Annotated in this window: 18 protein-coding genes and 1 tRNA gene; 13 read left to right on the forward strand and 6 right to left on the reverse strand. The window is 34.3% G+C overall.

Annotation, left to right across the window (positions count from 1 at the left end):
* Positions 1 to 64: 64 nt before the first annotated feature.
* The 11 genes from ACFSRZ_RS13495 to ACFSRZ_RS13545 all read left to right on the forward strand — a co-directional run bounded on the left by ACFSRZ_RS13495 (position 65) and on the right by ACFSRZ_RS13545 (position 12,798).
* On the forward strand, positions 65 to 3,766 hold the full coding sequence (locus tag ACFSRZ_RS13495) for an efflux RND transporter permease subunit (protein ID WP_379667094.1): 3,702 nt from the start codon (positions 65 to 67) through the stop codon (positions 3,764 to 3,766).
* 1 nt (position 3,767) lies between these two features.
* Positions 3,768 to 4,985, forward strand: a complete 1,218-nt coding sequence (locus ACFSRZ_RS13500) for a TolC family protein (RefSeq protein WP_379667095.1) — start codon at positions 3,768 to 3,770, stop codon at positions 4,983 to 4,985.
* Between the two features lie 3 nt (positions 4,986 to 4,988).
* Positions 4,989 to 5,723, forward strand: a complete 735-nt coding sequence (locus tag ACFSRZ_RS13505; protein ID WP_379667096.1) for a heavy-metal-associated domain-containing protein — start codon at positions 4,989 to 4,991, stop codon at positions 5,721 to 5,723.
* Between the two features lie 9 nt (positions 5,724 to 5,732).
* A complete protein-coding gene (locus ACFSRZ_RS13510) occupies positions 5,733 to 7,487 on the forward strand; it encodes an efflux RND transporter periplasmic adaptor subunit (protein WP_379667097.1) in 1,755 nt (584 codons plus the stop codon).
* A 23-nt stretch (positions 7,488 to 7,510) separates the two neighbouring features.
* Positions 7,511 to 7,945 (forward strand): heavy-metal-associated domain-containing protein, encoded by a 435-nt coding sequence (locus ACFSRZ_RS13515; RefSeq protein WP_379667098.1) that lies wholly within the window; start codon positions 7,511 to 7,513, stop codon positions 7,943 to 7,945.
* A 458-nt stretch (positions 7,946 to 8,403) separates the two neighbouring features.
* Positions 8,404 to 9,870 carry an arginine decarboxylase gene (locus ACFSRZ_RS13520; RefSeq protein WP_379667099.1) on the forward strand — a complete coding sequence of 489 codons (1,467 nt, stop codon included), beginning with the start codon at positions 8,404 to 8,406 and terminating at the stop codon, positions 9,868 to 9,870.
* A gap of 10 nt (positions 9,871 to 9,880) precedes the next feature.
* The gene (gene speB, locus ACFSRZ_RS13525) at positions 9,881 to 10,819 is read left to right on the forward strand and encodes an agmatinase (protein ID WP_379667100.1); all 939 of its coding nucleotides are present in this window, start codon (positions 9,881 to 9,883) and stop codon (positions 10,817 to 10,819) included.
* Positions 10,809 to 11,786: a deoxyhypusine synthase family protein gene (locus ACFSRZ_RS13530; protein WP_379667126.1), complete on the forward strand. Its 978-nt coding sequence runs from the start codon at positions 10,809 to 10,811 to the stop codon at positions 11,784 to 11,786. The genes speB and ACFSRZ_RS13530 overlap by 11 nt, the downstream gene beginning before the upstream one ends.
* Positions 11,787 to 11,789: 3 nt before the next feature.
* Positions 11,790 to 12,077, forward strand: coding sequence for a hypothetical protein (locus ACFSRZ_RS13535; protein ID WP_379667101.1), 288 nt, complete (start codon positions 11,790 to 11,792; stop codon positions 12,075 to 12,077).
* 21 nt (positions 12,078 to 12,098) lie between these two features.
* Positions 12,099 to 12,512: a VOC family protein gene (locus ACFSRZ_RS13540; RefSeq protein WP_379667102.1), complete on the forward strand. Its 414-nt coding sequence runs from the start codon at positions 12,099 to 12,101 to the stop codon at positions 12,510 to 12,512.
* Between the two features lie 25 nt (positions 12,513 to 12,537).
* Complete coding sequence (locus ACFSRZ_RS13545; protein ID WP_379667103.1) at positions 12,538 to 12,798, forward strand: hypothetical protein; 261 nt, start codon at positions 12,538 to 12,540, stop codon at positions 12,796 to 12,798.
* 214 nt (positions 12,799 to 13,012) lie between these two features.
* Here ACFSRZ_RS13545 and ACFSRZ_RS13550 read toward each other — a convergent pair.
* Positions 13,013 to 13,086: transfer RNA gene (locus tag ACFSRZ_RS13550), tRNA-Met, on the reverse strand.
* Positions 13,087 to 13,298: 212 nt separating this feature from the next.
* Here ACFSRZ_RS13550 and ACFSRZ_RS13555 point away from each other — a divergent pair.
* Both ACFSRZ_RS13555 and ACFSRZ_RS13560 read left to right on the forward strand, forming a co-directional pair.
* Positions 13,299 to 13,679, forward strand: a complete 381-nt coding sequence (locus ACFSRZ_RS13555) for an START-like domain-containing protein (RefSeq protein ID WP_379667104.1) — start codon at positions 13,299 to 13,301, stop codon at positions 13,677 to 13,679.
* 103 nt (positions 13,680 to 13,782) lie between these two features.
* Positions 13,783 to 14,616 (forward strand): aminotransferase class IV, encoded by an 834-nt coding sequence (locus tag ACFSRZ_RS13560; RefSeq protein WP_379667105.1) that lies wholly within the window; start codon positions 13,783 to 13,785, stop codon positions 14,614 to 14,616.
* On the opposite strand, the gene ACFSRZ_RS13565 is transcribed toward ACFSRZ_RS13560, so the two are convergent.
* From ACFSRZ_RS13565 to ACFSRZ_RS13585, 5 genes are all read right to left on the reverse strand, one after another.
* Complete coding sequence (locus tag ACFSRZ_RS13565) at positions 14,617 to 15,174, reverse strand: YqgE/AlgH family protein (RefSeq protein WP_379667106.1); 558 nt, start codon at positions 15,172 to 15,174, stop codon at positions 14,617 to 14,619.
* Positions 15,175 to 15,264: 90 nt separating this feature from the next.
* Positions 15,265 to 15,537, reverse strand: coding sequence for an HU family DNA-binding protein (locus ACFSRZ_RS13570; protein ID WP_379667107.1), 273 nt, complete (start codon positions 15,535 to 15,537; stop codon positions 15,265 to 15,267).
* A gap of 186 nt (positions 15,538 to 15,723) precedes the next feature.
* Positions 15,724 to 16,668, reverse strand: coding sequence for a methionyl-tRNA formyltransferase (fmt, locus tag ACFSRZ_RS13575; RefSeq protein ID WP_379667108.1), 945 nt, complete (start codon positions 16,666 to 16,668; stop codon positions 15,724 to 15,726).
* Complete coding sequence (locus ACFSRZ_RS13580) at positions 16,665 to 18,554, reverse strand: RecQ family ATP-dependent DNA helicase (protein ID WP_379667109.1); 1,890 nt, start codon at positions 18,552 to 18,554, stop codon at positions 16,665 to 16,667. Before ACFSRZ_RS13580 ends, fmt begins: the two co-directional genes overlap by 4 nt.
* Positions 18,551 to 19,093, reverse strand: coding sequence for an AAA family ATPase (locus ACFSRZ_RS13585; RefSeq protein WP_379667110.1), 543 nt, complete (start codon positions 19,091 to 19,093; stop codon positions 18,551 to 18,553). The genes ACFSRZ_RS13580 and ACFSRZ_RS13585 overlap by 4 nt, the downstream gene beginning before the upstream one ends.
* Positions 19,094 to 19,157: the final 64 nt, after the last annotated feature.

The following is a 19,157-nucleotide window of genomic DNA, read 5'->3' on the forward strand; positions in this document are numbered from 1 at the left end:
GGTGATTTGTTGTATCTGGTATTTATTCAAATGCCAAATGTTAAACTATTTAATTATCAATACTATGCTGAATAAAAGCATCAAATTTTTAATCGAAAACAAACTTGTATCTGTATTAATGTTACTCCTCTTTTTGGGATGGGGTATTGTAAATGCACCTTTTAACTGGGATACAGGATTTTTACCTAACAATCCTGTTGCTGTTGATGCCATTCCTGATATTGGAGAGAATCAACAAATTGTTTTCACCAAATGGGATGGTCGATCTCCACAAGATATAGAAGACCAGATCACTTATCCCTTAACAACCTCCTTACTAGGTATTCCGGGAGTTAAAACCATACGTAGCTCTTCTATGTTTGGCTTTTCAAGCATTTACATCATTTTTGAAGAAGATGTTGAGTTTTACTGGAGTAGGAGTAGAATCTTAGAAAAGCTAAACTCTCTACCTAGCAATTTACTACCCGAAGGAGTAAGTCCTACTTTAGGTCCAGATGCAACAGGTCTAGGGCAAATATTCTGGTACACTTTAGAAGGTAGAGATGAAGAAGGAAATGTAACAGGGGGGTGGGATCTACATGAACTAAGAAGTATACAAGATTACTATGTAAAGTACGCTCTTTCATCTGCAAGTGGAGTCTCAGAAGTAGCTTCTATAGGAGGTTATGTGCAAGAATACCAAATAGATATTAACCCTGAGTTGATGAGGCAATACAAGATTGGATTGCATCATGTGGTAAAAGCAGTTAAGCAAAGTAATAAAGATATTGGAGCACAAACTCTTGAAATTAATCAGGCGGAATACCTAGTTCGCGGATTGGGCTATATCAAATCTATACAAGACATAGAAGAAGCCGTTGTTAGTTCAGAAGACTTTACCTCCATACGAATAAAAGACATTGCAAATGTTTCATTAGGGCCTGCTACGCGAAGAGGAATTTTAGATAAAGAAGGAGCTGAAGTTGTAGGAGGAGTTGTAGTAGCCAGATATGGTGCCAACCCACTTGAAGTTATTAATAATGTAAAAGAAAAAATAGGAGAACTAAGCTCAGGATTGCCAAGCAAAGTATTAAAAGACGGTAGAGTATCTCAGGTAACAGTAGTGCCTTTTTATGATAGAACTACGCTTATTAAAGAAACCTTAGGAACCTTAAATGAAGCACTCACCTTAGAGATTTTAATTACCATATTGGTCATTATTATCATGGTATTCAATCTTAGGGCTTCCGTCTTAATATCAGGACTATTACCCTTGGCAGTATTAATGGTTTTTATAGCCATGAAAGCATTTGGTGTAGATGCCAATATAGTAGCATTGTCAGGAATTGCTATTGCCATTGGAACCATGGTAGATGTAGGAGTGATTCTCTCCGAAAATATTATTCGACATTTTCAGAATGATAACAATAAACTATCTGCCAACACTATAGTTTATAACGCTACATCAGAAGTGTCCGGAGCTATTGTAACAGCTGTTTTAACAACAATCATCAGTTTTATCCCGGTATTTACAATGATAGGAGCAGAAGGAAAACTATTTAGACCTCTGGCTTTTACAAAAACATTTGCTCTAATTGCATCAATCATAGTAGCACTTTTCATTATTCCACCATTTGCAGCGTATTTATTTAAGAACAGAAAGTCAAAACAATGGTATGGATATGTCAGTTCAATAATTCTATTCTTGTTAGGAATTGTAACTATTATACTAGGATATTGGTTAGGTATGATATTGATTGCTTTTGCAATAAACCAATTGCTTAAGAAAAGAAACTATATCACAGAAGCAAGAGCCAATATGTTGAGCGTTGTTATCTCTGCAAGTACAATTTTGTTTTTGCTAGCTGAATATTGGCGCCCTTTAGGTGTTAGCAAAAGTGTTTTCATGAATTTACTTTTTGTAGCTGTAATTAGTTTAGGCCTATTAGGTATTTTCACAATCTTCAGAAAATTCTATTCAAGAATTTTGTTATGGGCTTTGGGTAATAAGCTAGCTTTTTTAGCCATTCCATCAGTTATAGTTGTCTCTGGATTTCTCATTATGAAAAACACAGGCAAAGAATTCATGCCATCACTTAATGAAGGGTCTTTTTTACTGATGCCCACTTCAATGCCACACTCAGGAATTGAAGAAAACAAAAGAGTATTACAACAATTAGATATGGCTGTAGCCAGTATTCCGGAAATTCAAACGGTGGTTGGAAAAGCAGGAAGAACAGAATCAGCCTTAGACCCTGCACCTCTTTCTATGTATGAAAATGTAATTCTTTACAAACCAGAATTCATGCTCAATGATGATGGAGAGCGTCAGCGTTATAAAGTGAATGCGGAAGGACTTTTTGAATTAAAAGACGGAAGATTTATAGCAAACCCAAATAACAGCGACACTGTCAACTTAAGCATAGTAAAAAGAGATCAACTGATTCCTGATAACGATGGTGAATTTTATCGAAACTGGCGACCAGAAATTAAGAATCCGGATGACATTTGGAAAGAGATTGTTAGCGTAACAAAACTCCCCGGAGTAACATCTGCACCCAAGTTACAACCTATTGAAACACGATTGGTGATGTTGCAAACAGGAATGAGAGCTCCTATGGGAATTAAAGTAAAAGGACAAGATTTGAAAGAGATTGAAGCCTTTGGAATTCAATTAGAAGGATTATTAAAACAAGTTGAAGGAGTTAAGACGGAAGCTGTTTTTGCCGATAGGATCGTAGGAAAACCGTACCTGTTGATAGATATTGATAGAAGCAAAATTGCTAGATATGGAATCTCTATACAGCAAGTACAAGATGTGTTAAAAGTATCTGTTGGAGGAATGGTGCTCACACAAACTGTAGAAGGAAGAGAGCGTTATGGAGTTAGAGTTAGATACCCTAGAGAATTAAGAGATAACCCTACTGATCTAAGCAATATATACATTCCGGTAGAGAAAGGAAACCCGGTTCCTTTAAGTGAATTAGCTGAAATCCGTTATGAGCAAGGACCTCAAGTAATCAAGAGTGAAGACACATTCTTAATAGGATATGTACTGTTTGATAAGTTAGACGGATTTGCAGAAGTCTCTGTGGTAGAAAAAGCACAAAAAATAATTCGAGAAAAAATAGCTTCCGGTGAATTAACTGTTCCTAAAGGAATCAGTTATCAATTTACAGGAACTTATGAGAATCAAATAAGAGCAGAGAAAACCTTGAGTATTGTAGTTCCCTTAGCCTTACTTATCATTTTCTTGATCCTGTATTTCCAATTCAGGTCAGTTGCAACTTCTTTGATGGTTTTTACAGGAATCGCAGTAGCCTTTGCAGGAGGATTCATTATGATCTGGCTATATGGTCAAGATTGGTTTTTCAACTTTACTTTTTTTGGAGAAAATCTTCGCGATTTATTTCAAATGCACACCATTAATCTAAGTGTTGCAGTTTGGGTAGGTTTTATTGCACTGTTTGGAATTGCTACAGACGATGGAGTGGTTATGGCAACCTATTTAACACAGGTATTTGACAGAAACCAACCTAAAGACAAGAAAAGTATCAGAGCTTCTGTTGTAGAAGCTGGAGAAAAAAGAATTCGACCCTGTTTGATGACAACAGCAACAACAATCCTGGCATTGTTACCTGTGCTAACATCCACAGGAAGGGGAAGCGATATAATGATTCCAATGGCCATACCAAGTTTTGGAGGAATGCTAATCGCTTTAATTACACTATTTGTTGTTCCGGTCTTATATAGTTGGAAAGCAGAACTACAACTTAAAAAGAAATAAAATGAGAAAAACAATCATACCAATAATCATCCTTTTTGTAGGTTCTTTTTCTTACGGGCAAAGGCTTGAAAACCTAATTAAAGAAGGTTTGGAAAACAATCCTGAGATCCAAAAAATCGAAACTGCCTATAAAGGAGCTTTGGAGAAGGAAAATGAAGTAGATGCGCTTCCAAATACGGAATTTGGATTTGGATATTTTGCCAGCGAACCTGAGACAAGAACAGGAGCACAACGATTTAAACTCTCTGTAAAGCAAATGATTCCTTGGTTTGGCTCTATCACATCAAGGCAAAATTACGTGAACTCTCTGGCAGATGCTAAGTTTGAAGATATTGCAATTTCTAAAAGAAAGCTGATAGCATCGGTTTCACAAGAATATTACAATCTGTTTACTATCAGGCAGAAACAAGAGATTCTAAAAAAGAATATCGCTTTATTAAAAACTTATGAAACAATGGCGCTAACTTCTGTTGAAACAGGAAAAGCAACCGCTGTTGATGTTTTGAAACTGCAAATCAGGCAAAATGATTTAGAACAATTGATCGAAGTATTAGAGCAACAGTTCTTGTCCGGTCAAACCCAAATGAATGCCTTGCTAAACAGAGAGAAAGACAAAAGAGTTGAAGTATTAGATTCTTTGGTAATGCCTGCTTCTTTAGAAGCACTCAGTAGAGGAAATTTATCCCTACATCCCGAGTTGTTGAAGTATGACAAATTATACAAATCTGTAGAACAGTCGGAGATTCTCAATCAAAAAGAACAAAAGCCTATGATTGGTTTTGGATTGGATTATGTGGCTGTTTCAGAAAGACCCAATATGAATTTTTCTGATAATGGAAAAGATATTGTTATGCCAATGGTATCTGTATCGATTCCCATTTTTAATAAAAAATATTCATCAAGAACAAAGCAAAACAAATTAAAGCAAAAAGAACTCTTGTTTGATAAGCAGACACGTCAAAATAAACTAACATCCATGTTGGATGCGGCCATTAATGAGAGAGTAGCAGCTAAAATAAGTTTTGATACACACACTAAGAATTTAGAAAAGGCCAACAATGCCGAGCAGATTCTTTTGAAAAGTTATGAATCCGGAACCATCAATTTTAACGATGTTTTGGATATACAGGAGCTTCAACTAAAATTTCAGATGAAGCAAGTAGAAGCTACCAAAAGCTTTTACATACAGAGTACTATTATTAACTACTTAAGCAATTAAATTATGAAACATACATACCAAGTTTCCGGAATGACCTGTGGAGGCTGTAAAGCTTCTGTAGAAGAATATTTATCGGAAATAGCAGGAGTAACCAATGCTACAGTGGATTTAGAAAAAGGAGAAGTAGAAGTTCAAATGAACACTCACATCACTATAGAAACGTTCCAAAATGCACTTCCTGAAAAATATACGATTACTGAAAAACTAGAAGAACAAGCGGAGGCATCGCTTTCTTCAAACTTTATGTTGGAAGAAGAGAAATCTAAATTTCAACAATTAAAGCCTCTATTTCTCATCATTTTTTATATCACAACAGCTAGCATATTGCTGAATTATAAAGATTGGAATTGGGGAGCTTTTATGTTCGATTTTATGGGACTATTTTATATTGTCTTTAGCTTTTTCAAAATGCTGGATCTAAAAGGGTTTCCCGATTCTTTTAGAATGTATGACCCTTTGGCAAAAAAGATACCCTTCTATGCAACCATCTATCCTTTTATAGAAACCGCATTAGGGTTGATGTTCTTGATACGATTTGAGACAACAATAGCTTTGTGGATTACACTTGTAATCCTAGGAATAACTACAATAGGAGTTACCAAGACACTTTTAGATAAAAAATCGATCCGATGTGCTTGCTTGGGTACAGCATTAAAGTTGCCCATGACTGAAGCCACATTTATTGAAAATGCCATCATGATTGTTATGGCTATACTAATGTTAACGAATATTATTTAGAATAAGAAAATGAAAAAATATAGTATATATCTAGGGATATTAGCTGTTGGGCTACTGTTAGGTTGGGTGCTATTTGGGAATAATAATAGCTCAGAAGCAAAAGAGCATGATCATTCAAAAGAAATGGCAACCAATCAAATGTGGACCTGCTCTATGCATCCACAAATCATGCAGCCAGAAGCTGGAGATTGTCCTATTTGTGGAATGGATTTAATTCCGGCCGAAGCCGGAGCGGATGGATTATCAGCAGATGAATTTAAGCTTACTGAAAATGCTATGAACTTAGCTAATATTCAGACAACTGTAATTATTGATACCAATGAAATCGATAATTCGATAACAGTTTCCGGTAAGATTGTAGAAAATGAAAAGAAGAATGCTGTTCAAGTAACTTACTTTTCTGGAAGGATAGAAAAGCTATTCATCAATTTTACAGGAGAGCGAATCCGAAAGGGGCAACAGTTGGCAACCATTTACTCACCAGAACTTTTTGCTGCACAGCAAGAGCTTTTAACTACTTCTAAAATAAAAGAGTCGCAACCAGAACTGTATAAAGCCGTTAGAAACAAGTTAAAGCTTTGGAAGCTTACAGAAGCTCAAATCAATTCTATAGAATCTTCAGGGAAAGTTATCGAGAATTTTCCTGTGTATGCAACAGTATCAGGTACAGTTACAGAAAAGATGGTAGCAATAGGTCAATCGGTAAAACAAGGTCAAGGATTGTTTAAGATTGCAGATCTACAATCACTATGGGCAGAATTTGATGTTTATGAAAACCAAGTGAACTCGATAAAAACAGGGCAGAAGATTGAAATTAATACCAATTCTCATCCAGGTAAAACAATAGTTTCTAAAGTATCATTTATAGATCCGGTATTGGACTCAAAAACCAGAACAGTAAAACTAAGAGTTGATTTAAACAATTCTAAAGGAGTATTAAAACCCGGAATGTTTGTAAAAGGTAAGCTAAAAGTAAGCGAAACCAATGGTACTCTGTCTGTTCCGTCTTCTTCAGTTTTATGGACAGGAAAGCGCTCGGTTGTTTATGTAAAAACAAAACCGAATGAACCTGTATTTGAAATGAGAGAGGTAAAGATTGGAACGAGAATAGGAGATTTCTATCAGGTATTAGAAGGATTAAAGAATGGGGAAGAAGTAGTTACAAATGGTGCTTTTACGGTTGATGCAGCAGCTCAGTTACAAGGCAAAAAATCAATGATGAATAAAGATGGCGGTGTTGTTATGACAGGTCATGAAGCTCATTTAGGAATGAAGCATGATGCGCAAGGGATGAAAATGACGAATGATAGAGTAGAAGTAGATTCAAAATTCCAAGGGCAATTAAAAGCCGTTTTTGATGCCTATATTACCCTCAAAGATGCGCTTATAAAAGACGATGTAAAAACATCTACAGAAGCTTCATCTACGATGCTAAAGAACTTAGCATTAGTTGACATGAAGTTACTCAAAGGAGATGCTCATAACTCTTGGATGCAACTATCTAAAGAATTGAAAACATCTGCAACCTCTTTAAACTCGTCAGCAGATATAAAAACACAAAGAGCTCATTTCAAACCACTTTCCTCTAGTTTGATCATGGCTGTCGAAAAGTATGGAATCAATACAGAAGTGTATAGTCAGTTCTGCCCGATGGCAGATAGCAATACGGGAGGTTATTGGCTGAGCTTAGAGGATAAGGTCTTAAATCCATATTTCGGAGATGCGATGTTAAGATGCGGAGAAGTAATAAAAACAATCAAATAAATAATAATTTTAATTTTTAACAGATGAAAAAAGTAATTTTAAGTTTAGCGGTAATAGCTGCTATTGGTTTTACAAGTTGTAAAAGTGAAGCTAAAAAAGAAGAAAAGAAAACAGAAACAGTAGAGAAAAAGAAGGTTGCTTATACTGATGCTAGCTTTGGAGTGAGAGGAAATTGCGGAATGTGTAAAAGTACTATTGAAAAAGCTGTAAATAGTATTGATGGTATATCTAAAGCAGATTGGGATAGAACAAGAAAAAAGATCGATGTTTCTTTTGATGCTTCTAAAACCAATCTAGATGAAATTCACAAAGCAATCGCAAATTCTGGATATGATACAGACAAGTTGATGGGAAGTGAAGATGCTTATAAGAATTTACCGGGTTGTTGTAAGTATGATCATTCTATGGAAATGAACTTGAAAGGCAACGTAAAAGATGATGGGAATTCAGGACATTAAGTCGATAGATCATTATTGTAGAAAACAAAAAAGCAGCTTTAAAAAAGCTGCTTTTCTTTTGTAGCGAAGGGGGGACTTGAACCCCCGACCTCAGGGTTATGAATTGTTAAAGAATTTAAATTATTGATAATCAGTTCTTTTGAGTATTTTTCACTAAAAAGGTTTTTATATTTAAAAATAGTTTATTTTTACTTTACTGTTAAGTAAGTGAAATGTTCAGTTTTTCTTATTTCGTTCGCAAATATCTTAGGAAGAGTGGTGTCTGCGAAGTATTTGGGAAATACGCCGAAAAAATTAAGTTTTCTTCCAATATACATCTATCTAGTGTACTCCAGATCATACGACTTCGAGGAGTATACTTAGAATTACGCATTTAGTTTTTATTTCATTATCAGCAATTTAGGATAACACCAAGTGTTAACCCTAGGATTACTATCTCTAGTTTTAAATAAAATGAAATGAATACTAAATACATTGATTTGATTCAACAAACGTTTGATTTTCCTCAAGAAGAATTTCAAACAAGAAATAACACATTATGGTTTCATAAGGTCGATCTAATGAAACTAGTTTACGAGTATGGATCACCTTTGAAGTTTACCTACTTACCCAAAATATCTGAAAATATTGGTAGAGCCAAAGAGTGGTTCTCTTTAGCATTTCAAAAGCATAATTATGCGGGAAAATACTTTTATAGCTATTGTACAAAAAGTTCTCATTTTAAATACATATTAGATGAAGCATTAAGGAATGATATTCAAATTGAAACATCTTCAGCATTTGATTTGGATATTATCGGTGCCCTAAAGCAAGACGGAAAAATAAAAGATTCATGTTATATACTTTGTAATGGCTTTAAAAGAGAGGATTATCTAAACCGTATTATTAAACTCATCAATTCTGGACATAAGAATTGTATACCCATATTAGACAATTACAAAGAACTTGGACTGTTAAGCTCTAATATCAATGATGAATTTCAAGTTGGAATTCGCATTGCCTCGGAGGAAGAGCCAAAGTTTGAATTCTATACAAGTAGATTAGGAATTGGTTACAAAAATATCCTTAATTACTATCATAGAGAAATTGAGAATAAAGAAAAAGTAAAACTAAAGATGTTGCACTTTTTTATCAATACAGGAATTAGAGACAATGCTTATTACTGGAATGAACTCACAAAATGTTTGAATGTATATGTCAAGCTCAAAAAAGTCTGTCCGACATTAGATAGCTTAAACATCGGTGGTGGATTTCCTATCAAGACAACTTTAGGATTTAACTATGATTATCAATACATGATCGATGAAATCGTTGGTCTGATTAAAAAGACCTGCGATGAAGCTAATGTTCCTGTTCCAAATATTTTTACTGAGTTTGGAAGTTTCACAGTCGGTGAGGCAGGTGGAGCTATTTATAAAGTATTATACCAAAAGGAACAAAATGACCGTGAGCGTTGGAATATGATAGATTCTTCCTTTATCACAACACTTCCCGATACTTGGGCAATCAATAAGCGTTTTATCATGCTTCCAATCAATCGTTGGGAAGATGAATACGAACGAGTGTTGTTAGGTGGACTTACTTGCGATAGTGATGATTATTACAATTCTGAACAGCATGTAAATGCAATCTACTTACCTAAATACAATAAGGAGAAGCCACTATATATAGGTTTTTTTAACACAGGAGCCTATCAAGAAACTATTGGTGGTTTTGGAGGATTACAACACTGTTTAATCCCTAACCCAAAACATATATTAATACAAAAAAACGAACAAGGAGAAATCACAACAAAATTATATAAAGAACAACAGACGAGTGAGGAATTACTCTCAATTTTAGGATATGAAATGAGTCAAGAAGGTTTTATTGATATTAATAGAACTTCTCAGAAGCGAATTCCATCTGACCTAAATGAACAATAAATATTGACAGATGAAAACGATGAAAACCTTCGCTGGGATACCACAGGAGTACGCTCGGCAAGATCAATCTAAGATTGTACTGATCCCAGTACCTTTTGATCAAACTACAACATGGCAAAAAGGAACAGACTATGGACCTACTGCATTTTTAAATGCAGCAGAAAATATGGAACTGTACGACATTGAAACAAATTCTGAGGTTTACAAAAATGGAATCTTTTTAACAGAATCCATTGAAGAAGATATCTCTTTAGATATGATTAATGCAGTACACTCGAAGGTGAAGAACTTTATTAATAAAAAGAAGTTTGTCACTTTGTTAGGAGGAGAACATTCGGTTTCAATTGGAAGCATCAGAGCTTTCAATGAGCGTTTCGAAAACTTGACAGTTTTACAAATAGATGCTCATGCGGATTTAAGAAAAGAATATGAAGGAAACCCGTATAGCCATGCTTGTGCTATGTATGAAGCCAACCATACAACTAACTTAGTTCAAGTAGGAATTCGAAGTATGGATATTTCTGAGCGTGACGAAATGAATGAGGATAATGTCTTTTTTGCTCATGAAATGGCAACAAATGAATATTGGATGGATGATGTTTTAGAACAGTTAACCGATACTGTTTATATCACATTTGATTTAGATGCTTTAGATCCGTCAATAATGCCATCAACAGGCACTCCAGAGCCAGGAGGCTTATTCTATTATGAAACCTTAGAGTTTTTGAAAAAAGTATTCGAAAATAAAAATGTAGTCGGGTTTGATATGGTAGAATTATGTCCAAACAAGCTTGATAAATCCTCTGACTTTTTAGCTGCTAAATTGTACTACAAAATGTTGAGTTATAAGTTTCTTTTAGAAGAGGATGTACAAGAAATGGAAGAAGAAATAGAAAGCCCATTTAGTAAACTTGCAAAATTTAAAGATTACGATTATGATGAATACTAATCAGAAACCTATATCGGAGTTTTTAGAAAAGCATTTTCTTCATTTTAATGCTGCTAGCTTACTAGATGCTGCCAAAGGTTATGAAGATCAATTGAATAAAGGGGCTAAGATGTTGGTTTCTATGGCGGGAGCTATGAGTACAGCAGAGATAGGGAAAATTTTTGCTGAAGTTATTAGGAGAGATATGGTTCATATCATTTCTTGTACAGGAGCCAACTTAGAAGAAGATATTATGAATCTTGTTGCTCATTCTCACTATAAGCGAATTCCTAATTACAGAGATTTGACTCCTACGGATGAATGGGAATTATTGTTAAAAGGATTGAATAGAGTAACTGATACTTGTATTCCAGAAGAAGAAGCTTTTAGAAAGCTTCAAAAACATATTTATAAAATCTGGAAAGACGCTGAAGAAAATGAAGAACGTTTATTTCCTCATGACTTTATGTATCGATTGTTATTATCTGGAGTCTTGGAGCAGTATTACGAAATAGACGTTAAAAATTCTTGGATGTACGCTGCTGCCCAGAAGAATCTACCGATGGTAGTTCCTGGTTGGGAAGATAGTACTATGGGAAATATTTTTGCTTCCTATGTAATAAAAGGAGAGTTAAAAGCAAGTACCATGAAATCAGGAATTGAATACATGACATATCTAGCAAATTGGTACCAAACGAATTCTGATGACGGAATTGGATTCTTTCAAATTGGAGGAGGTATTGCAGGAGATTTTCCAATCTGCGTTGTTCCAATGCTATATCAAGATTTAGAACAAACTGAAACCCCATTTTGGAGTTATTTCTGTCAAATTTCAGACTCAACTACAAGTTATGGTTCGTATTCAGGAGCCGTACCTAATGAAAAAATTACTTGGGGAAAATTAGATATCGATACTCCCAAATTTATTATTGAAAGTGATGCTACGATTGTAGCCCCTCTAATTTTTGCCTACTTATTAAACATGTAAATAATGAAAAGAAGAATTATAGATTACGAAAAGCTAACTACAGAGGTATTGGACCTTCTAGTTGAAAAGTTTCCTGATGGATATAATTATGATGACATCATGACTTTCCAAAACGCAAGGGGAGAAACTATTAAAGCTGTTGAAGTTCGAACAGATGATACAATCTATTTGGTGAAAATAGGTATGAAGTTAGAGCAAAAAATGGAGGATTATTCTGAAGAAGAAATGGGAGAAGATGATTCTGATCCTACGGAAATTTCCAATGAAGATGATTTTCCTGATGAATATTAATAACAATTAAATAGAGAAAAGATGAATCCAATCTTCCATTTATCACTTCCATGCAGAGACATGGAAGCAACCAAAAAATTTTACATTGACGATCTAGGGTTTAAGCATGGAAGAAATTCTTCTCAATGGCTTGATGTAGATGTATTCAATCATCAAATAACCTTTGTTCTATTTGATAAGTTTTGGATGAACAGCCCAACTTATAAATTGGATGCTAGCATTCTTCCCATGTTTCATTACGGAATCATACTCGAAGAAGAAGCTTGGGAAGAGATGTATGATAAAGTCAATCATTGGACATTAGATATTACACCTAAGAAGACGTTCTTTAAAGATAAGAATGGTGAACATCATTCCTTTTTTATAAAAGACCCGAATGATTACACGTTAGAGTTTAAAACATTTGTAGATAATGACTCTGTTTTCTTGATTTAAAGTTTATGAATTAAAAAAGCTAATTATGAGATATTTTGAATCTAGAGAACAAGTGACAACAGAGGGTACTTTTATCACCTATACATATGGTTATTATAGCTTTGAGATTGATGGAGGGGAAGTTCTTGCATTTGATGAGATTGAGAAAGGAGTTCTGGAAAAGTACGATTTAAAATCAGACCAATTCAATGATCAGATGTTTGAAATATTTTATAGTATCATCATTGATGATATGGATGATGAAGACTTTGTAATTCTTCGATTAGATGATTTAAAAATCAAATAGCGCTAGAGTTACAATTATTAATCAATTTGTTCTAACCCGATAGTTTAAATGCTATCGGGTTTTTATTAGAATGAAAAGAGATTTAAAAGAACTCGACAGATGCCTCTTTTGCACAAATAATTAAATCCCTTAAGCTTTAATTTTTATGTTTGGATGCAATGAACTGTTGTTCCTAAACGAAAAAAGCAGCTTTAAAAAAGCTGCTTTTCTTTTGTAGCGAAGGGGGGACTTGAACCCCCGACCTCAGGGTTATGAATCCTGCGCTCTAACCACCTGAGCTACCTCGCCGTGGTTGTTTACCTTTTAAATTTTGAACTCCTAAATTCAGCAAACTTACCTGCTGAAGGAAATTCATTTCCAAAGGCGGGTGCAAATATAATTCATTTTTGCTTGAAAGCAAGATGTGACTTTAATTTTTTTTAACTGGAATTATTACCTATATTGTCAAAATATAAGAGCCCCTATAGTAAAAGCTTTACTCTAAAACAATTCGGTTTATAATGGATAAAATCAAGTTTGAAATAGAATTTCCAATACACGCGTCTCCTAGTATGCTATATCAATATTTTGCAACTCCTTCAGGATTAGAAGAATGGTTTGCAGATAGAGTAAATTCTAGAGGGAAAGTTATTTCGTTCTTTTGGGACGATTCAGAAGAGGAAGCTACAATTATCACGAGAAGAAATGAAGAAAAAGCCAGATACAAATGGCTGGAAAGTGAAGATGATGAAAGTTATTTTGAATTTAGAATTCAAGTAGATGAAATTACCAAAGATGTTTCGCTAATCATTACAGATTTTGCAGAAGAAGATGAAGTAGAAGAATCTAAGATGTTGTGGGAGAATCAGATAGACACACTTAAGCATAGAATAGGAGCCTAAAAGCAACTACATAATAAATAAAAAAGCCTTAGTAAATCTACTAAGGCTTTTTTATTGTATTCGCTCCTTTTACAGTAAATTTGCCATATTTTAAAAACTACCTATGTTAAATTACAATGGAGAGTTACTTGCTTTTGAAGATGTAAAGATCTCGGCAAATAACAGAGCTTTCAAATACGGAGATTCAGTTTTTGAAACTGTGAAGGTGTTGAATGGAAAAGTAGTCTTCTGGGAAGATCATTATTTCAGATTGATGGCTTCTATGCGAATGATACGTATGAAGATTCCTATTGAATTTACATTAGAGTTTTTAGAGCAAGAAATTTTAAAAACGGCTCAAACCATTGATTCTCAAAAACCACTAAGAGCTAGATTATCTATTTTTAGAAAAGATGGAGGCTTATACAAACCTACATCTAACGAGGTAGATTATCTTATAGAAGTAGACGAGATCAATTCTGTAGAAAAAAGTACATACCGTGTAGATTTGTACAAAGATTTTTACCTGTATTCAGGACACCTTTCTACAATTAAATCCAATAACAAATTACTTCAAACATTGGCAAGTGTTTATGCTGATGAGAACGATCTAGATAACTGTATTTTACTCAACGAAAGAAAAGGTGTGGTAGAAACAATCAACTCAAATATCTTTTTGATCAAAGGAGATACGATCAAAACCCCACCACTTACAGAAGGATGTTTAAAAGGAGTGATCAGAAAGAAAGTCATAGAGATTTTATCTGAAAACAAAGAATATTCTATAGAAGAATCGGCAATTACTCCCTTTGAGATCCAAAAAGCAGATGAGGTATTCATGACCAACTCAATTACGGGAATTCAATCGATCACTCATTACAGAAAAAAAGAATTTGCTACTGAGATCACTCAGAAGATCAAAGCAAGCTTAAAACTAAAAGAAATAACAGGGAAGTAATTAGTTCAGGTGTATATCGCTGGGTGCATTCGCCCAGATCTTATATTCGCCTCCTTTTTGCATGAGCTTATTTTTCCAAAGAGATTCATTGTCTACAGAAAAAATATTTTCAAAATCATTTTCCGACACAAACCAAGAATTATTCAAAAGTTCGTTTTCTAATTGATTTGCTCCCCATCCTGAGTATCCTAAGAAGAAGCGGATATCGGTACTCTTGATCTTATTTTCGTCCAATAAGACTTTCAGCGATTCAAAATTCCCACCCCAATAGATATTATCACTTACTTGTATACTATCTGGAATTAATTCGGGGATTTTGTGAATAAAATAGAGATTGTCTTGTTCAACAGGACCACCTTGGTATACCGTAAAAGGGCAATTGATCTCAGGAATGATGTCTTTGATTGTAAATTTAAGAGGTCTGTTCAATATAAAACCAACAGAACTACTATCGTTGTGTTCAGTCAAAAGAATGATGGACCTATTAAAAGAATCATCATTCAAAATTGAAGGTTCTGCAATCAATAAGCTCCCTTTATGTGGCTTTAATTCTGACAAATTCTATTTTTTTATTAAATGTAGTTAAATTTTGGAAATAAAAAAACTCCCTTAAAAAGGGAGTCTTTTATATTTTGTTCGGTCAATTTATTAGTTTACAGCATCGCTTAAACCAGCTCCAGCTTTAAACTTCGCTACATTCTTAGCAGCAATCTTGATCTCAGCACCAGTTTGTGGATTTCTTCCGCTTCTAGCAGCTCTCTTAGATACAGAGAAAGTACCCCATCCTACTAAAGCAACTTTACCACCTTTCTTTAAAGTAGAAGTTACGTTTGAAGTAAATGATTCTAAAGCCGCTTTTGCTGCCGCTTTTGAGATTCCTGCGTCAGCAGCCATAGCATCGATTAAATCTGATTTGTTCATAATAAAATAGAATTTTAAATTAATTGATATTTTTTTGCTTAAAAGCTTAACAAATATAGACGGATTAAGGGTTCGTGCAAGTTTGACCCACTAAAAAAGGGCTATTTGTTAATAAAACACATCAAATTGTTAATAAACGTACGTCTTTTTTTGTGAAAATGTGCTAACCCTACACCCATAAAGGCTTTAGAGCATTTTTGCATCTGAATGAAAAGAAAAGCCGTTCAACAAACTTTTTGCGTCCATTTTTTTCTTTCCAGAAAGCTTCAATTCGTCTAAAATAATGTAACCTCCTGCAACTGCGACTTTAATCTCTTTTTTGGTTGTAACAATCGATTTTATTTCTAAAGAATGAGCTACTTTTTCTTTTTGAACAGCATACAATTTCATAGAAACCGTTTCTTCGCCATTTTGCATTTCAGACCATGCAGCAGGGAATGGATTCAATCCACGGATATGATTGTAGATGGTATCTAAAGAAGCTTCCCAATTTACCTTACAGTTTTCAGGGTTAAGCTTGGGTGCCAATTTGGTATCCGATTCAGGTTGCTTAGACGTTGTTACTTGATCTTCTTTAATAAGGTCTAAAGTTTCAGATACAGCTTGTGCGCCTAAATGCATTAATCGATCGTGTAGTTGACCTACAGTTTCATCGGCATCAATAGATACTTCTTTCTTTAAGATCATTTCCCCGGTATCTATCTTCTCATCAATAAAGAAGGTGGTTACTCCGGTTTTTTCTTCACCATTTATAATAGACCAATGAATAGGAGCTGCTCCTCTGTAATCTGGTAGCAAAGAAGCATGAAGATTAAAAGTACCGTATTCCGGCATATTCCATACCACTTTAGGAAGCATTCGAAAAGCAACAACAACTTGTAAATTTGCTTCTAAGCTTTTTAAATCATTTAAAAAGCCTTCATCTTTTAAATTGGTAGGCTGTAAAAGATGTAGTCCTTGAGATTCTGCATATTTCTTTACAGCAGAAGCTTGTAACTTTCTTCCTCTTCCGGCAGGTTTGTCTGGAGCAGTAATTACACCTACTACATTATATCCATCTTTTACAATTCTATCTAAAATAGCAACTGCAAAATCAGGTGTTCCCATAAAAACAATCTTCAAATCTCTCATTTCATATAAAGTTTATTGTCCTCTGTAATGCTGATAATATCTTTCTTCAAAAGATTTCGCAAATGTATTAAAATAGACTCTTCATCGGCTTCTAGGTGCTCTATTATTTCTGTATGTGAAAACAATTTTTCTTTACCTAAAAACTCTATGATCTGTTTAGATAGATCTTTTGTTTTTGTGCTTTTATTACGAATACAAACATCGCACATTCCACAAGAAGCAGAAGTTTCTTCGTCAAAGTAATATAGGATTTGTTGGCTTCTACAAACATGATCATTCTGAACAAACCGTATAAGGTCTTTAGCTTTCTTTTGCTGTTGATGTATATATCCTTTGATATTCTTTGCAAATCTGTTGATGGTTTTATCATCCTCTCTAGGAAGCAATAAGAATAGATCCTGATTAGAATTTACTTCTTTGTATTTGATTACTTTCTTATCATCTAGCTTTTGAAGAACTTTTTTTACTCTGGTAGAAGTGGTCTTTAACTTTTTTGATAAGATGAATTCACTAATCTTTACTTCGTGATGGAAGATATTCCCATAACTCCTCAATAACAATTCAATCAATGACATGGTCAACTGATTCTTGCTTTTAAAACTCATCAGTTGCTGACTAGGCATGATAATCTGTAATCGAGATTTTCTAAGGAATTTCTGATTTAGATCGATGATTCCATGATTTTTTAATATTCCCAGTATAGTAACAGTTTTTCTAGGCTTCAGTTCATAACGATCACAAAACTCCTGAAAGTTAAAATCTAGAGATTCTTCTACCTTTTCACCTTTGGCAACATGAAAGAATTTATAGAGCTTTTTATGTACATCTTTGATTTCATCCATTGAAGGAATCTGATCGATTGTATTTTTTTTAAAAGCTAAGATGTCGCTTTCATTTTGCAAAACTACAGAGAAGGCTTTATTTCCATCTCTTCCACCACGTCCGGCTTCCTGTATATAGTTCTCTATACTATAAGGAAGATCCATATGAACAACAATCCTAACATTAGGCTTATCTATTCCCATACCAAACGCATTGGTAGCTATAATTATAGGACGCTCTTCTGACATCCAATAGTTAAAAGAACTTAGTTTGTCTTCCGCAGACATGCCTCCATGATAGGACACGGTTTTAAACCCTTTGCTATTGATGTACTTGGCTAACTCTTCTGTCTTTTTTCTGGAGTTTACATATACAATGGTAGGAGTGGGGTTTTTGACAAGAATTTGAACCAACCTTTCCAACTTATTTTCTTTGGTAAATACCTGATAAGCCAAATTATCTCTATAAAAAGACTTCTTATAAACACTGGTTTGTGGCATTTCTAAGTTTTCCTTGATATCATCAATTACCTTTTTAGTGGCAGTAGCAGTAAGCGCTATGATGTTTGTATCTGGAAAAAACTGTCGAATGTTTTTAATTTGACGGTAAGAAGGTCTAAAATCATGTCCCCATTCAGAAATACAATGAGCTTCATCTACAGCAATATGACTGATATTAAGCTCTTTTAATTTTTGAATGATGAGAGACGATTGCAAACGCTCAGGAGAGATGTATAAGAATTTAGCATTTCCGTACTTCAAATTGTCAAATAGCATCACAATATCGTCAGTACTTAGTTTGCTTTCTAATGTAATAGCTTGAATCCCTTTCTTTTGAAGGCTTTCTACTTGATCCTTCATGAGTGAAATTAAAGGAGAAATTACCAAACATACCCCTTCGGATATTATGCCCGGTATCTGATAACAAACAGATTTGCCTCCTCCTGTAGGCAGTAATGCAACAGTATCTTTTTTATCAAGAACTGTTTGTATGATCTCTTCTTGCAGATCTCTAAAAGAATCGTGTCCCCAATACTTCTTTAAAATTTCTTTGGGTTGATTCATGCATTCAGTTTAAGCCAATTTAAAATGAAGTTTACCCGTTCGTCAATAGAACCAAACGGTACATCAATGATACGATATCCTAATTCTCGATATGCTTTTTGTAAGAAGAGATCGATTTCTTTCGATTCTTCAAAACTTTCATATCGTTCGTTGTCTGAGATATAGATCTGTTCCCAAGGTTTAAACAAGAAAACATGATCATATACATATTCGTTACACTTCTCTTTAAAATAATCGGGATAAGGATCTTTCGTATATTCCATATACGCATATACATCCGGTAAGCCCCTATCAAAAAACACCAAATCGGCACTATGCTTACCAGCTTCTTTGTATTGACGCTCTCTACCCTCCAATAACATTTTACTAAACAACAAAGGGTCTGTTAAGAACAATTGTTGTATTCCTTTTTTCTGCGCTTCTAGAGTGACTTCTCTTGATACTTCAGGCATACAGTAAAAATCTCTTTGCTGCAATTCATTCAGTACTGTTGATTTTCCTGTTCCCGGACCTCCTATAAGGACAATTTTCTTCTGCATGGAACAAAAATATATGATTAATTTATTATAATAATATAATGATGTAATTTTGTAGCCATTTCAA

Source organism: Pseudotenacibaculum haliotis (assembly GCF_042684245.1).
GTDB lineage: Bacteria > Bacteroidota > Bacteroidia > Flavobacteriales > Flavobacteriaceae > Polaribacter > Polaribacter haliotis_A.

Excerpts from the sequence above, each read along its gene's own strand:
- ACFSRZ_RS13560 (WP_379667105.1), top strand. The coding sequence starts at position 13,783 with ATGTTAAATTACAATGGAGAGTTACTTGCTTTTGAAGATGTAAAGATC.
- ACFSRZ_RS13495 (WP_379667094.1), top strand. The coding sequence starts at position 65 with ATGCTGAATAAAAGCATCAAATTTTTAATCGAAAACAAACTTGTATCT.
- ACFSRZ_RS13535 (WP_379667101.1), top strand. The coding sequence starts at position 11,790 with ATGAAAAGAAGAATTATAGATTACGAAAAGCTAACTACAGAGGTATTG.
- ACFSRZ_RS13500 (WP_379667095.1), top strand. The coding sequence starts at position 3,768 with ATGAGAAAAACAATCATACCAATAATCATCCTTTTTGTAGGTTCTTTT.
- ACFSRZ_RS13540 (WP_379667102.1), top strand. The coding sequence starts at position 12,099 with ATGAATCCAATCTTCCATTTATCACTTCCATGCAGAGACATGGAAGCA.
- ACFSRZ_RS13545 (WP_379667103.1), top strand. The coding sequence starts at position 12,538 with ATGAGATATTTTGAATCTAGAGAACAAGTGACAACAGAGGGTACTTTT.
- speB (WP_379667100.1), top strand. The coding sequence starts at position 9,881 with ATGAAAACGATGAAAACCTTCGCTGGGATACCACAGGAGTACGCTCGG.
- ACFSRZ_RS13585 (WP_379667110.1), bottom strand. The coding sequence starts at position 19,093 with ATGCAGAAGAAAATTGTCCTTATAGGAGGTCCGGGAACAGGAAAATCA.
- ACFSRZ_RS13570 (WP_379667107.1), bottom strand. The coding sequence starts at position 15,537 with ATGAACAAATCAGATTTAATCGATGCTATGGCTGCTGACGCAGGAATC.
- ACFSRZ_RS13555 (WP_379667104.1), top strand. The coding sequence starts at position 13,299 with ATGGATAAAATCAAGTTTGAAATAGAATTTCCAATACACGCGTCTCCT.
- ACFSRZ_RS13515 (WP_379667098.1), top strand. The coding sequence starts at position 7,511 with ATGAAAAAAGTAATTTTAAGTTTAGCGGTAATAGCTGCTATTGGTTTT.
- ACFSRZ_RS13520 (WP_379667099.1), top strand. The coding sequence starts at position 8,404 with ATGAATACTAAATACATTGATTTGATTCAACAAACGTTTGATTTTCCT.
- fmt (WP_379667108.1), bottom strand. The coding sequence starts at position 16,668 with ATGAGAGATTTGAAGATTGTTTTTATGGGAACACCTGATTTTGCAGTT.
- ACFSRZ_RS13530 (WP_379667126.1), top strand. The coding sequence starts at position 10,809 with ATGAATACTAATCAGAAACCTATATCGGAGTTTTTAGAAAAGCATTTT.
- ACFSRZ_RS13580 (WP_379667109.1), bottom strand. The coding sequence starts at position 18,554 with ATGAATCAACCCAAAGAAATTTTAAAGAAGTATTGGGGACACGATTCT.
- ACFSRZ_RS13510 (WP_379667097.1), top strand. The coding sequence starts at position 5,733 with ATGAAAAAATATAGTATATATCTAGGGATATTAGCTGTTGGGCTACTG.
- ACFSRZ_RS13505 (WP_379667096.1), top strand. The coding sequence starts at position 4,989 with ATGAAACATACATACCAAGTTTCCGGAATGACCTGTGGAGGCTGTAAA.